The organism is Burkholderia sp. SR8, assembly GCF_052851275.1.
In genome coordinates this window covers 1-13,484 of sequence record NZ_JAULUC010000017.1, presented here as the reverse complement: position 1 = coordinate 13,484, position 13,484 = coordinate 1, and the positions used below count along the sequence as shown (strand labels likewise).

Annotated in this window: 13 protein-coding genes; 6 read left to right on the top strand and 7 right to left on the bottom strand. The window is 69.1% G+C overall.

The window, feature by feature from the left end; translation table 11 throughout:
• Positions 1-13: 13 nt before the first annotated feature.
• The 7 genes from Q3A80_RS21025 to ehuR all read right to left on the bottom strand — a co-directional run bounded on the left by Q3A80_RS21025 (position 14) and on the right by ehuR (position 7,844).
• Positions 14-1,492 (bottom strand): NAD-dependent succinate-semialdehyde dehydrogenase, encoded by a 1,479-nt coding sequence (locus tag Q3A80_RS21025; RefSeq protein ID WP_446330813.1) that lies wholly within the window; start codon positions 1,490-1,492, stop codon positions 14-16.
• Positions 1,493-1,615: 123 nt separating this feature from the next.
• A complete protein-coding gene (locus Q3A80_RS21020; RefSeq protein WP_446330812.1) occupies positions 1,616-2,086 on the bottom strand; it encodes an Lrp/AsnC family transcriptional regulator in 471 nt (156 codons plus the stop codon).
• 13 nt (positions 2,087-2,099) lie between these two features.
• Complete coding sequence (gene doeB, locus Q3A80_RS21015; protein WP_446330811.1) at positions 2,100-3,125, bottom strand: N(2)-acetyl-L-2,4-diaminobutanoate deacetylase DoeB; 1,026 nt, start codon at positions 3,123-3,125, stop codon at positions 2,100-2,102.
• A gap of 4 nt (positions 3,126-3,129) precedes the next feature.
• A complete protein-coding gene (gene doeA / locus Q3A80_RS21010) occupies positions 3,130-4,338 on the bottom strand; it encodes an ectoine hydrolase DoeA (protein WP_446330810.1) in 1,209 nt (402 codons plus the stop codon).
• Between the two features lie 10 nt (positions 4,339-4,348).
• Positions 4,349-5,353, bottom strand: coding sequence for a cyclodeaminase (locus tag Q3A80_RS21005; protein ID WP_446330809.1), 1,005 nt, complete (start codon positions 5,351-5,353; stop codon positions 4,349-4,351).
• A gap of 1 nt (position 5,354) precedes the next feature.
• The gene (eutB, locus tag Q3A80_RS21000) at positions 5,355-6,326 is read right to left on the bottom strand and encodes a hydroxyectoine utilization dehydratase EutB (RefSeq protein ID WP_446330808.1); all 972 of its coding nucleotides are present in this window, start codon (positions 6,324-6,326) and stop codon (positions 5,355-5,357) included.
• 105 nt (positions 6,327-6,431) lie between these two features.
• On the bottom strand, positions 6,432-7,844 hold the full coding sequence (gene ehuR / locus Q3A80_RS20995; protein ID WP_446330807.1) for a MocR-like ectoine utilization transcription factor EhuR: 1,413 nt from the start codon (positions 7,842-7,844) through the stop codon (positions 6,432-6,434).
• Positions 7,845-8,082: 238 nt separating this feature from the next.
• Between ehuR and Q3A80_RS20990 the strand changes: the two genes are divergently transcribed.
• The 6 genes from Q3A80_RS20990 to Q3A80_RS20965 form a co-directional block, all read left to right on the top strand.
• Entirely contained in the window at positions 8,083-8,244 is a 162-nt protein-coding gene (locus Q3A80_RS20990) for a hypothetical protein (RefSeq protein ID WP_446330806.1), read from the top strand.
• Between the two features lie 49 nt (positions 8,245-8,293).
• On the top strand, positions 8,294-8,773 hold the full coding sequence (locus Q3A80_RS20985; RefSeq protein WP_446330805.1) for a MarR family winged helix-turn-helix transcriptional regulator: 480 nt from the start codon (positions 8,294-8,296) through the stop codon (positions 8,771-8,773).
• A complete protein-coding gene (locus tag Q3A80_RS20980) occupies positions 8,770-10,920 on the top strand; it encodes an FUSC family protein (protein ID WP_446330804.1) in 2,151 nt (716 codons plus the stop codon). Before Q3A80_RS20985 ends, Q3A80_RS20980 begins: the two co-directional genes overlap by 4 nt.
• A 34-nt stretch (positions 10,921-10,954) precedes the next feature.
• Positions 10,955-11,167, top strand: a complete 213-nt coding sequence (locus Q3A80_RS20975; protein WP_446330803.1) for a DUF1656 domain-containing protein — start codon at positions 10,955-10,957, stop codon at positions 11,165-11,167.
• A 2-nt stretch (positions 11,168-11,169) separates the two neighbouring features.
• On the top strand, positions 11,170-12,135 hold the full coding sequence (locus tag Q3A80_RS20970; protein ID WP_446330802.1) for an efflux RND transporter periplasmic adaptor subunit: 966 nt from the start codon (positions 11,170-11,172) through the stop codon (positions 12,133-12,135).
• A partial coding sequence (locus tag Q3A80_RS20965) for an efflux transporter outer membrane subunit (protein WP_446330801.1) occupies positions 12,132-13,484 on the top strand: 1,353 nt, incomplete at its 3' end. The genes Q3A80_RS20970 and Q3A80_RS20965, both read left to right, overlap by 4 nt.

The window sequence follows — 13,484 nt, the reverse complement described above, 5'->3', positions numbered from 1 at the left end:
TCCTTTGATTGGGTCAGGCCGACGCCGCGACGGGCAGGCCGAGATTGCCGAGGCAAAAGTATTTGGTTTCGGTGAACGGTTCGAAGCCTTCGCTGCCGCCTTCGCGCCCGAGGCCCGATGCCTTCATTCCGCCGAACGGAATCGGCGCACCGGTGAATTTCACGCCGTTGACCGACACCATCGCGAAGTCGAGCCGCCGCACCAGCTGGAAGATCGTGTCGATGCGCGTCGCGCACACGTACGCGGCAAGCCCGTACTCGGTGCCGTTGGCCTTTTCGACGACTTCGTCCAGCGTGTCGAAAGCACACACGGCCGAAATCGGCGCGAAGTTTTCCTCGTCGTACACGCGCATGCCGGGTGCCGCATCCGCGATCACGGTCGGTTCGTAGAACCAGCCGCCGAGCGCGTGCGGCCGGCCGCCCGCGACGATCCGTGCACCGCGTGCGCGTGCATCGTCGACACGCGCCGCCGTCGCATCGAACGCGGCCTGGTGCATCAGCGGGCCGACGTCGACGCCCGGCTCGAACGCGGGGCCCGTCTTCAGTTCGCGCACCGCGCGCGCGTAACGGCTGACGAACGCCTCATAGCGCGGCCGTGCGACGAAGATCCGGTTCGCCGCGCAGCAGTCCTGGCCGGACGTCTGGAACTTCGCGCCGACGGCGATTTGCACCGCCTGATCGAGATCCGCGTCCTCGGTCACGATGAACGGCGCGTTGCCGCCCAGTTCAAGCGCGATCTTGCGAATGCCGGCCTTCGCGGCCGTCTCGGTGACGAGCCGCCCGACGCGCGTCGATCCGGTGAAGCTCACCGCGCGCACGCGCGCATCGCCGACGAGCGTTTCCATCGCCATCTGCGGTTCGCCGAGCACGACGTTGAACACGCCGGCCGGGAAGCCGGCCTCGTCGGCCAGCTGCGCGAGCGCGAGCGCCGAGAACGGCGTCTCGTGCGCCGGCTTCACGACCACCGTGCAGCCCACCGCGATCGCGGCCGCGGCCTTGCGCGTGATCATCGCCACCGGGAAATTCCACGGCGTGATCAGCGCCGCGACGCCGACCGGCTCCATCACCGTGCCGAGCTGCGCGCCGTCGATATGCGTCGGGATCGTGCGGCCCGCGACACGTTTCGCCTCGTTCGCGAACCATTCGACGAAGCTCGCCGCATAGCGGATCTCGCCGCGCGATTCGGCAAGCGGCTTGCCCTGCTCGAGCGACAGCAGCGCGGCGAGATCGTCGAGATGCCGCAGGATCAGCGCATGCCAGCGCAGCAGCGCGGCACTGCGCACGGACTGCGGCGTCCAGCGCCACGCGCCGAACGCGCGCTGCGCGGCATCGACGGCGCCGACGATCTGCGCGCGCTCGAGCATCGGCACGTGGCCGATCACGGCCTGGTCGGCGGGGTTCACGACGGCGACCGTCGCGGCACTGTCGCTGTGGATCCAGCGACCGTCGACGTAACACGTCGACTTGAACAGAACGGGGTGTCCGGGCAACATCCTGCGTCTCCTCGTTTGGGTGGGCACGAGCTTCATTCTGTCGTGCCGGCGGGCGCGGAAATTTCGGTTTCGGCGCCCGCTTCTTGCGGTTTTTTCCGTATTGCCGCGCGTTCGCGCGAAGTTTCAGAGCCAGTCCGGCGCGCCGCCGGATTCGCACTTCACGACCTTCGTCACGATGTACGTGAAGTAGCGCTCGATGCCGAGGTCGTCCATCAGCAACGCGTCGATGAAGCGCTGGTAGTGGTCGATGTCGCGCGCGACCACGTGCAGCACGTAGTCGACGCCGCCGCCCGTCGCATAGCACTGCGCGACTTCGGGCGCCGCGCTCACGCGCTCCTCGAAGCGCCGCATGTCGGGCGCGGTATGACGCGACAGCGTCACCTCGACGACGATGCGGCTGCCCGAGAACGCGCCGATCCAGTCGACGTCCGCCCGATAGCCGCGGATCACGCCGCTTTCCTCGAGCTTGCGCACGCGCTCCCACGCAGGCGAGATCGACAGGTTCACGGCCTCCGCGAGCTTCGACTTCGTGATGCGTCCGTCGCGCTCGAGAATCCGCAGGATCGCCAGGTCGTATCGGTCGAGCTTGATCACGGCGTGCGCGTCCTTATACGGTCACCGGAATGTTGCGCTCGACGATGTCGGCGACCACCGCGATCGTGTCGCCGGCCTGCACGATGCCCGGGAAGTGCCGGGCCGCGAGCAGCCCGCGCCGCCGCGCGACGTATTCGACCGGCGCGACGCCCGTGCGGTCGATGTCGTGCACGCGCGCAAGCACGTCGCCGGCGTCGACCTCGCTGCCGAGATCGCGGCACATCTCGAGCAGCCCGCGATGCTCGCTCGTCGTGAAGCACGAGCCGTCCGGCATGTCGAGCAGCGTCGTCGTGCGCGGCGCGCTGCCGTCGACCACGTCCTTCGCGATCACGCCCGCATGCGCGAGAAATCCGTACACGCCGCGCTCGGCGATCGCGACGCTCGCGGCAGTGGACGAGCCGCCGCCGCCGAGCTCGGTCGACACGAACACCTTGCCGGCTTCCTCGGCCGCGGTGTCGAACAGGCCCACGCTGTCGAGCTCGAGCATGCGCATCGAGTACGGCGCGCCGAACGCGCGCATCGCGCGCTCGCAGCGCGCTTCCTGATCGCGATTCTCCAGCACGTGGATCGCCGCGAACGGCACGAAATCGAGCGTGCGGCCGCCCGCATGGATGTCGAGCACGTGCGTCGCGAGCGGCAGCAGATGCCGCTGGAAGTAATCGGCGATCTTCTCGGTGACGGTGCCGTCCGGCCGCCCGGGAAAGCTGCGGTTCAGGTTGCCGGCGTCGATCGGCGACGTGCGGCAGCCGGCCCGAAACGCCGGGTAGTTCATGAACGGCACGACGATCACGCGGCCGGTCACGTCGGCCGCCTTCAGCGAACCGGCGAGCTTCGACAATGCAACCGGCCCCTCGTATTCGTCGCCGTGATTGCCGCCGGTCAGCAACACCGTCGGCCCGTCGCCGCGCTTCACGACGGTCACCGGAATCATGATCGCGCCCCACGCGGAATCGTCGCGCGAGTAAGGCAGCTTCAGGAAGCCATGCTGTTCGCCGTCCGCGTCGAAATCGACGGTCGGCGTAATCGGAGAAGCACGCATCGTCCTACTCCTTCACGAACAGCTTGCGCGGCACGTTGCAGAACGTCTCGACGCCGGTCTCGGTGATCAGGATGCTTTCCGTGATCTCCAGCCCCCAGTCGTCGAGCCACAGCCCCGGCATGAAATGGAACGTCATGCCGGGTTCGAGCACCGTGCGGTCGCCCGGACGCAGGCTCATCGTGCGCTCGCCCCAGTCCGGCGGATAGCTCGCGCCGATCGGATAGCCGCAGCGGCTGTCCTTGTCGATGCCCGCGCGGCGCAGCACCGCGAAGAATGCGTTCGCGATGTCCTCGCACACGTTGCCCGGCTTCGCGGCCGCGAGCCCCGCCTCGATCCCCTCGACCACTGCACGCTCGCCTTCGATGAAGTGCGCGGGCGGCTTGCCGAGATAGACGGTGCGCGACAGCGGGCAGTGATAGCGGCGGTAGCAACCCGCAATCTCGAAGAACGTGCCTGCGCCGCGCGCGAACACCGAGTCGTCCCAGGTCAGGTGCGGTGCCGCCGCGTCGGCGCCGGTCGGCAGCAGCGGAACGATCGCCGGATAGTCGCCGCCATAGCCGTCGGCGCCGCCGATCCCGGTCGCGTAGATCTGCGCGACCAGGTCGCTCTTCTTCATGCCCGGTTCGATCGTATCGACGATGTGCGCATGCATGCGCTCGACGATTCGCGCGGCGACACGCATGTACTCGATCTCGCGCGGCGACTTCACCGCGCGCTGCCAGTTCACGAGCGCCGTCGCATCGACCCAGCGGGCGGCCGGCAGATGCTTCTGCAGCGACGCGTAGGCCGCCGCGCTGAAGTAGTAGTTGTCGAGCTCGACGCCGATGCGCAGCGTGCTCCAGCCGCGCGCGGCAATCACCTCGGTCGACAGGTAGTCCATCGGGTGACGGGCCGTCGACTGCACGTAGTGATCGGGGTAGCCGACGATGTTGTCGTGCGCCATGAACACGGTGCGCTTCGCGCCGTTCGCGTCCTGGCCGCGCCCGTACCAGACGGGCTCGCCGTCCATCGGCAGCAGCACGCACTGGTGCACGTAGAACGACCAGCCGTCGTAGCCGGTGAGCCAGGCCATGTTGGTCGGGTCGGTGACGATCAGCAGGTCGATGCCAGCCCGCTGCATCGCCGTGCGCGTCTTCGCGATGCGCGCAGCGTATTCGCTGCGCTCGAACGCGAGACGCGGCACGGCTTCGTGGGTTTCGATGACTGCGGCCATCTGTCTCCTCTCAAGTCGTGAGGTCGTTGTGGAAAATCGTGCCCACCTCTGCCGCGCGGGCGCGCTGCAGTGCGAGCACGGCAATGGCGGTGTCCTGCGCGCCGGTACCGGTCAGGTCGCAGATCGTGATGTCGTCGCGATGCGTGCGGCCGTCGCGCTGCCCGGCGATGACCTGGCCGAGTTCAGGGAACACGGCATCGGCCGGCACCGCACCGGCCGCGATCGCATGCGCGAGTTCGCCGGCCACGCGGGTCTGCTGCAGCCGGTCGCAGAAGTAGCGCGCGGCGCCGAACACCGACGGCGCGAGCTCGGTCTTGTAGTCGGCATCGGAGCCCATTGCCGTCACGTGCAGCCCCGGATGCAGATCCTCGGCGTGCACGAGCGGCTCGCGGCTCGGCGTGGTCGTCACCGCGACGTCCGCATCGGCGAGCGCCGCGTGCACCGAGCGCGCGACGACCGCGTCGATTCCGTGCGCTTCGCGCACGTCGGCCGCGAATCGCGCGGCACGTTCCGCATCGCGCGCCCAGACCGTCACATGCGTGATGTCGCGCACGAGCATCAGCGCATCGAGCTGCAGCCGCGCCTGTTCGCCCGCGCCGACGATCGCCGCGCGGCGCGCATCGGCGCGCGCGAGCCGGCGCGCGGCGACCGCGCCAGCCGCTGCGGTGCGCACGGCCGTCAGGTAACCGTTGTCGAGCAGCACGGCTTCGGTCAGGCCCGTGCGCGCGGACAGCACCAGCATCAGCCCGTTCAGGCTCGGCAGCCCGAGCGACGGGTTGTCGAAGAAGCCGGGGCTCACCTTGATCGCGAAGCTGTCGAAGCGCGGCAAGTATGCGGTCTTCACGTCGACTTCGCCATGACGCGCGGGCAGCGCGAGATTCAGGATCGGCGGCATGACCACCGCGTCGGTCGCGAGCGACGCGAATGCGGCCTCGACCTGGTCGATTGCGGCCAGATCGAGCGGGACCAGCGCGCGCAGTTGCGTCTGTCCGAGCAGTGTGACGGGATGGGTCATGTCAGTTCTCCGAAACGAGCCGGCGATGCACGGCCATGTCGATGTTCGCGCCGCTCACCACCACGACGATCGGGCCGTCGCGATCGCGGCGCGCGATCCGTTCGTCGAGCAGTGCGGCGATGCCGACCGCGCCCGCGCCTTCCACGACGAGACGCTCTTCGCGATACGCATGCGCGATGCCGCGCGCGATCGCCGGCTCGTCGAGCAGCACGACGTCGTCGGCCAGCGCGCGCGTCATGTCGAACGTGTAGCGGTTGTCCAGGCCGATGCCGCCGCCGAGCGAATCGGCGAGCGTCGGTTGTTCGTCGACGTCGACCGGGCGGCCGGCCGCGAGGCTCGCATGCATTGCGGCGCCGCGCGTCATCGACACGCCGATCACCTCGATCGACGGCCGGATCGCCTTCGCGGCGAACGCAACGCCGCTGAACAGCCCGCCGCCCGACAGCGGCACGACGAGCGTGCCCGCGTCGGGCAGCGCCTCGAGAATCTCGACGCCGATCGTCGCCTGCCCGGCGATGATCCGCGGATCGTCGAACGGCGGCACGTACGCGTAGCCTTCGTCGCGCACGAGGCGCCGCGCCTCGACCTGTGCATCGTCCTGGCTGTCGCCGGCGATCACCACCCGCGCGCCGAGCGCGGCGACCGCGTCGACCTTGTTCGCCGGCACGAGCGACGACATGCAGACCGCCGCGTCGATGCCGAATGCGCGCGCCGCGTGCGCGACCGCGCGGCCGTGATTGCCCGTCGACGCGGTGACGACACGCGTCACGCGCTGCGTCGCGAGTTCAGCGAGCGCATTGGTCGCGCCGCGCAGCTTGAAGCTGCCGGTCGGCTGCAGCGTTTCGAGTTTCAGGTGGACGGGTGCACCGACGCGCGCGGACAGCGCGGCGGATGCGACGAGCGGCGTGACGCTCGCATGCCCGGCGATGCGGCGGCGCGCGCGGTAGACGTCGGACAGCGACAGGAAGGACATGGAACGCACGCCTCATTGATGTGGTGCGATCCAGTCTAATGTTCCAAATTGCGCTTTCGAATGTCCTGATACATTGTGCGTCGCGTGCGCGACGCCGGCGTCGCTTCAATGAAAATCGTGCACGTGCGGATACTGCTCGAACACGCCCGCGATCGTCTCGAGCGCCGCGTTGCACGCGGCATCCGTCGTCTCCGCGCCGATGCACACCCGCACCGCGTTCGGCCGCTCGGTGCTGCCGACGAGAAACGGATCGGGCGAGGTCACCGCGATCTTGCGCGTACGCAATTCGCGCACGAGCCGGTCGGCCTGCCAGTAGTCGGGCACGCGCAGCCATGCCGACAGCGCGTTCGGATGCGCACCCAGCACATACGGGCCGAGCGCGGCCTTCACCATGTCCTGGCGCACCGCGAGCCGCTGCCGCTGCAGTTCGACGAGACGTCGCGCGGTGCCGTCGGCGATCCAGCGCGTCGCGATTTCCGCGATCGGCGACGTCGCCATCCAGCTGCTCACGCGCAGCACGCTCTCGACGCGCAGCGCGAGCCGCCTCGGCATCGCGAGGTAGCCGGTGCGCAGGCCCGTCAGCACCGACTTCGTCATGCTCGTGCAGTAGAAGCCGAGATCCGGAATCAGGCTCGCGATCGGGGTGGCCGTCTTGGCGGGCAGCGGGCCGTACACGTCGTCCTCGATCACGTACACGCCATAGCGCGACGCGATCCGCGCGATCGACTTGCGGCGCGAATCGGACATCATCGAGACCGTCGGGTTATTGAGGGTCGGCGTGCAGACGAGCGCGCTGATCTTCTCGCTGTCGCACATTTCCTCGAAATGTTCGGGACGGATCCCGTGTTCGTCCATTTCGAGTCCCTTCAGCGTAAACCCGAGTACGTTCGCGGAGCCGATCACGCCGTGATCGGTCAGGCTCTCGCACAGCACGGTGTCTCCGGGCCCGACGATCGACGCGAGCGCGAGAAAGATCCCATGCGCGGCGCCATTCGTGATCAGCAGCGATTCCGGATGAACCGGCATGTTCAGCGCGGCCAGCCACGCGGCGCCGGCCTCGCGATGCGCATCGAGGCCCGCGATCGGCCGGAACGAGCGGATCCACGGCTGGTCATCGGTATCGGCGAGCGCCGCACAGACGGCGCGCCACGCGGCATCGTGCTCGGGCGTGTGCACGATGCGCGCGATCGAGAAGTCGACGAGTTCGCGCTCGGTCGTGTCGAGGATGTAGTTCGACATCGACTCGGTCACGCGCGCGGCCACGAAGCTGCCGCGTCCGACTTCGCAGCGGATCAGGCCCTGTCTTTCGAGTTCCTTGTATGCATTGGTGACGGTCTGCACGCTGACGCCCAGGCTCGACGCGACGTCGCGCTGCGGCGCGAGCCGTGCGCCCGGAGCGAGCGCGCCGCTCTCGATGTCGGCGGCGATCGCCTTCACGAGCCGCTTGTATTTCGACTCGATGCCGTGCACCGCGCCGATCGCGTCCTGCCAGCGCGCCGATACCTCGGTCCGTCCCATCTCGATGTCTCCGTCGTTGCTTCCGCATGGTCGCTCAGAAAGACACCCGGAAATTATTGTTCTAGTGCAATTGCGTGTGAACCGGGACGGTGGGGAGAGCATCGCAATACATTCATTCTTGTGGCTGCGGCTGTGCTGGAGCGATCGCGACGGGGGTCGCATCGCGTCGGAACCCATCGAAGCCCGTTTCATTTGACTTGCAGCCGCGCCGCCACCGGGCGCCCGCGGTCAGACCGGTATGGTCGGCCCGCTGATTTCCGCCGCTCGGCTGCGCATCAATGCGGCGATGCAGCGGGCTCCCCGCGCGCTCACGATCTTGCAGCTTGACCGGCCGGAAGCCGGGCGCCTGAATGGCTCGTTGAAGACTGCGCCGTCGGCCCGCGCGATGACACCCGGGTGACAAAAACGATAGTTTGCTATCGAATTGTTTTGCCCCTATCATCTCGCCCATGACCAATCTGCACGATCTTCGCCTCGCCGTCAGCAGCCAGCTGGTGCTCACCGCGCGCAAGTGGCGGCGCACGAGCGACGCGGTGCTGACCGCATACAACGTGTCCGAAGCCTGCGCGACGCCGCTGCTGATCGCCGGCCGCCTCGGCGAAGGCGTGCGCCAGGGCACGCTCGCCGAACACGTCGGCATCGAAGGGCCGTCGCTCGTGCGCCTGCTCGACCAGCTGTGCGCGGCCGGCCTCGCGCGCCGCGACGAGGATCCGCACGACCGCCGCGCGAAAACGATCTCGCTGACGGCCGCCGGCCGCGCCGTCACCGCGAAGATGGAAGAAGACCTGCGCGTGCTGCGCGCGCAGGTTCTGAAGGGCGTCACGCGCGCCGATCTCGAAGCGACGCTGCGCGTGCTGAACGCGTTCAACGCGGCCGACGCGCAGCATCCGGCGTCGCGCCCTGCCCGCCCCGCCGATTCCGCGTCATGACCTATCCGAGCCTTCGCGACTGGCTGTTCTCGGGCAAGACGTTCGCCGCGTCGATGCTCGCGCTGTACCTCGGCCTGTATTTCCAGTTGCCGCGTCCGTACTGGGCGATGGCGAGCGTGTACATCGTGTCGAACCCGTTCGTCGGCGCGACGCGCTCGAAGGCGCTGTATCGCGCGCTCGGCACCGCACTCGGCGCGGCGGCCGCGATCCTGTTCGTGCCGCCGTTCGTGGAAACGCCGTTCCTGTTCAGCATCATCGTCGCGACCTGGTGCGGTACGCTGCTCTACCTCGCGATCTCCGATCGCACCGCACGCAGCTACGTGTTCATGCTCGCCGGCTACACGATGCCGCTGGTCGCGCTGCCGACGGTCACCGATCCGTCGACGATCTTCGACGTCGCGATCGCGCGGACCGAGGAGATCGTGCTCGGCATCGTGTGCGCAAGCGTGGTCGGCAGCGCGGTGTTTCCGAACCGGCTCGCGCCGACGCTGATCGAGCGCACCGATGCATGGTTCAAGGACGCCGCGTTCTACGGCCGCGAGACCTTGTCCGGCCACCTCGCGGGCAAGGCGCTGTCCGCATGCCGGCAGCGCCTCGCCGCGACCATCACCGGCCTCGAATTCCTGCTGAGCCAGCTGAGCTACGACCACGCGCACCCGCGCGTGCTCGCTCGCGCGCAGGCGCTCGCGGGACGGATGCAGCTGTTCCTGCCGCTGATGTCGTCGCTCGCCGATCCGCTGATCGCGCTGATGCGCGACCTGCACGTGCGCCCGCCTGCGCTCGACGCGCTGCTCGCCGACGCCGCGAAGTGGTTCGACGCGCCGCTGCCGTCCCTGAAGACCGACACCGACGGCGCAACGGCCCACGACCCCGTCGCGGACGACCTGCGCGAGCGCATCGCGTCGCTGCAGCCGCCCGACAGCGCGCTGGCGAGCTGGGAGGGCGCGCTGCTGTCGAACGCGCTGTGGCGGCTGCGCCAGGTCATCGACATCTGGCAGGACTGCCGCTCGCTGCGCGCGCTGATCGCGAACGAGTCCGGCGTGTGGCAGCCGCGCTACCGGCACTGGCGGCTCGGCGGCACCGAGCGCTTCTTCGATCGCGGCATGATGCTGTTCTCGACGCTGACCGTGGTCGGCGCAATCGTGTTCGCGTGCTGGCTGTGGATCGAGTCCGGCTGGCACGACGGTGCCGGCGCCGTCACGCTCGTCGCCGTCGCATGCAGCTTCTTCGCGGCGCTCGACGAGCCCGCGCCGCTGGTGTTCAAGTTCTTCCTCGCCACCACCGCGAGCGTCGTGTTCGCGGGCCTCTACCTGTTCGCCGTACTGCCGCACGTGCACGACTTCCCGATGCTCGTGCTGATGTTCGCCGGCCCGTTCATCCTGATCGGCACGCTGCTGCCGCGGCCGCAGTTCAACATGGTGACGATGCTCGTCGCGGTGAACACCGCGACCTTCGTCAGCATCCAGAGCGCCTACGAGGCCGATTTCTTCGTGTTCCTGAACAGCAACCTCGCCGGCGTCGCCGGGCTGCTGTTCGCGTACGTGTGGACGCGCGCGACGCGTCCGTTCGGCGCCGAGCTCGCGGTGCGACGCCTGCTGCGCTCCGGCTGGGAGGACGTCGCGCGTTCCGCGTCGACGCAGCCGCTCGACGATCAGCGCAACCACGCGTCGCGCATGCTCGATCGCGTCACGCAACTGCTGCCGCGGCTCGGCGCGTCGGACGATCACCGCCATCCGTCGATCGAGAGCTTCCGCGACCTGCGCATCGCATTGAACGCGCTCGACCTGCGCCGCTCGCGCCGCCGGCTGTCGGGCGACGTGTCCGACGCGATCGATCGCGTGCTCGCCGGCGTCACCGAGCACTACACGCGCTGCGCGGCCGCGAACGCGCGTCAGCCTGCGCCGCCGGCACTGCTCGCGTCGATCGACGACGCGCTGCGGCGCGTGGCCGGCCGCAATCTGCCGGGTACGTCGACGGTCCCGGCGGACGGCTCCATGGCTCCCGCCGCGCCTGCCGCCCCGGCCGCGCCCGCGACGCACCGCCGGATGCGCGACACGCTGCACGCGCTCGTCGGCCTGCGGCTGTCGCTGTATCCGGCCGCGTCCGCGCAACCGCCGCAGGCTGCCCCGGACGGAGCACGCGCATGATCCCGCTTTCCAACCCGTCTTTCCGACCGCGACCATGATCGGCGAAATCGACATCTTCGGCGTATTCGTGCCGGCTCCGCTCGTGCTGATGCCGATCGCCTACCTGATCAACATCGTCGTGCGCGCGCTGCTCGAGCGCGTCGGCTTTTACCGCCTCGTCTGGCACCGTTCGATCTTCGACCTCGGCATCTACGTGTTCGTGTTTGCCGCCGTCGTCATCGTGTCTCACCATCTCGTGGCTAGCTAACCGTGAAAAAAACCTGGCTCTCGGCAGGGCAGATCCTGCTCACCCTGATCGTCGTCGTCGTGGCCGCCCTCGTGCTGTGGCGGATCATCAACTACTACATGTTCTCGCCGTGGACACGCGACGGGCACGTGCGCGCCGACGTGATCCAGGTCGCGCCCGACGTGTCGGGCCTCATCACCTCGGTGCAGGTCGCCGACAACCAGGAGGTCAGGCGCGGCCAGGTGCTGTTCGTGATCGACCAGGCCCGCTACGCGCTCGCCGAGCGGCTGGCCGAAGCGACGCTCGCGCAGCGCCGCGCGACGCTCGCCCAGGCGAAGCGCGAATATGCGCGCAACGTGCAGCTCGGCAATCTGGTCGCGAGCGAACAGGTCGAGGAAAGCCGGACGCGCGTCGAGCAGGGCGAAGCCGCTGTCGCCGATGCGCAGGTGTCGCTCGACACCGCGAAGCTGAACCTGCAGCGCACGACCATCGTGAGTCCCGTAGACGGCTACCTGAACGATCGCGCGCCGCGCGTCGGCGAATACGTGCCGGCCGGCCGCGCAGTGCTGTCGGTCGTCGACCGCAACTCGTTCCGCGTCGACGGCTACTTCGAGGAGACCAAGCTGCGCGGCATCCATATCGGCCAGCCGGTCGACATCGTCGTGATGGGCGAGCCGCATCCGCTGCGCGGCCACGTGCAGAGCATCGTCGCCGCGATCGAGGATCGCGACCGCACGCAGGGTGCGAACCTGCTGCCGAACGTGAACCCCGCATTCAGCTGGGTGCGGCTCGCGCAGCGCGTGCCGGTGCGCGTCGTGCTCGACGAAGTGCCCGACGACTTCCGGCTGATCGCCGGCCGCACCGCGACCGTCGCGGTGCGCGCGCCCGATACGCGGCGCGACGACAACGCCAGGCCGGCCGCCAGCGCTTCCGCGGCAGCGTCGGCCTCCGCACCGGCGGCCGTCAGCGCGACCGGAGCGTCGCAATGAACCGGCACGGCCTGCGCCTCGCCGCGGCCCTCGCGCCGCTCGCGCTCGCCCTCGGCGCGTGCAAATCCGTCGGTCCCGACTACAAGCTGCCGCAGCAGGCGTACGTGAATGCGCCGCTCGCGAACCATGCGCTCGACGATGCAAATGGCGCGCTCGTATCGCGCGATGCGGTGCCCGGCAACTGGTGGCAGCTGTATGACGATCCGGTGCTCGACGCGCTCGTGCGCAGCGCGCTGAAATCGAACACCGACCTGCGCGTCGCCGCGGCCAACCTCGCGCGGTCGCGCGCGGCGCTCGAAGTCGCGAACGAACAGGGCGGCTTCTCCGGCCGTGCGGAAGCGGCCGTGCAGCGCGCACAGGAATCGGCCGAGCAATATCTGCTCGAAAACAAGCTGCCGGTCGTGAACGAAGGCACGGTCGGCATCAGCGTGTCGTACGAACTCGATCTGTTCGGCAAGCTGCGGCGCGGCGTCGAGGCTGCGCGCGCGGACAGCGAAGCCGTGCAGGCTGCCGCCGACCTGGCGCGCATCACCGCCGTCGCCGATGTCGTGCGCGCGTACGTCGAATCGTGCTCCGCCGGCGACGAACTCGCGATCGCGAAGCAGTCGCTCGCACTGCAGCAGCAGCGCGTGAAGCTGTCGCAGCGGCTGCGCGATGTCGGACGCGGCAACCAGACCGACGTGACGCGCGGCGTCACGCAGGTGCGCACGCTGTCTGCCGACATCCCGCGTTTCGAAGGCCGGCGCAAGATCGCGCAATACCAGCTCGCCGCGCTGCTCGCGCGCTCGCCGGCCGACCTGCCGAAGGCAGTCCTCGAATGCGAGCGGCTGCCGAAGCTGCGCCAGCCGATTCCGATCGGCGACGGCGCGGCGCTGCTGCGACGCCGCCCCGACGTGCGCGAGGCCGAGCGTCAGCTCGCCGCCGCGACCGCGCGGATCGGCGTCGCGACTGCCGCGCTGTATCCGTCGATCAGCATCGGTGCGTCGGCGGGTTCGGTGGGCGTCGCTGCCGACCTGTTCTCGTCCACCACGAATCGCTGGTCGTTCGGACCGCTGATCAGCTGGTCGTTCCCGGTCAACGGCCAGCGCGCGCGCGTGCGCGAAGCCGAAGCCGCGACCGGCGGCGCGCTCGCGCACTTCGACGGCGTCGTGCTGAATGCGTTGCGCGAAACGCAGTCGAGCCTCGCGACGTATGCAGCCGACGTGCAGCGCACCGATGCGCTGCGCACGGCCTACGAATCGGCGCGCAATTCCGCGGACGAAACGCACCGGCTCTTCATGGCCGGCCGCGAGTCGTTCATCTCCGATCTCGATGCGACGCGTACGCTGACGAGCGTGCGCGCGCAGGTC

Excerpts from the sequence above, each read along its gene's own strand:
- Q3A80_RS20990 (WP_446330806.1), top strand. The coding sequence starts at position 8,083 with ATGGTCGGCCCGCTGATTTCCGCCGCTCGGCTGCGCATCAATGCGGCG.
- doeB (WP_446330811.1), bottom strand. The coding sequence starts at position 3,125 with ATGCGTGCTTCTCCGATTACGCCGACCGTCGATTTCGACGCGGACGGC.
- Q3A80_RS21025 (WP_446330813.1), bottom strand. The coding sequence starts at position 1,492 with ATGTTGCCCGGACACCCCGTTCTGTTCAAGTCGACGTGTTACGTCGAC.
- doeA (WP_446330810.1), bottom strand. The coding sequence starts at position 4,338 with ATGGCCGCAGTCATCGAAACCCACGAAGCCGTGCCGCGTCTCGCGTTC.
- ehuR (WP_446330807.1), bottom strand. The coding sequence starts at position 7,844 with ATGGGACGGACCGAGGTATCGGCGCGCTGGCAGGACGCGATCGGCGCG.
- Q3A80_RS20975 (WP_446330803.1), top strand. The coding sequence starts at position 10,955 with ATGATCGGCGAAATCGACATCTTCGGCGTATTCGTGCCGGCTCCGCTC.
- eutB (WP_446330808.1), bottom strand. The coding sequence starts at position 6,326 with ATGTCCTTCCTGTCGCTGTCCGACGTCTACCGCGCGCGCCGCCGCATC.
- Q3A80_RS20980 (WP_446330804.1), top strand. The coding sequence starts at position 8,770 with ATGACCTATCCGAGCCTTCGCGACTGGCTGTTCTCGGGCAAGACGTTC.
- Q3A80_RS21005 (WP_446330809.1), bottom strand. The coding sequence starts at position 5,353 with ATGACCCATCCCGTCACACTGCTCGGACAGACGCAACTGCGCGCGCTG.
- Q3A80_RS20985 (WP_446330805.1), top strand. The coding sequence starts at position 8,294 with ATGACCAATCTGCACGATCTTCGCCTCGCCGTCAGCAGCCAGCTGGTG.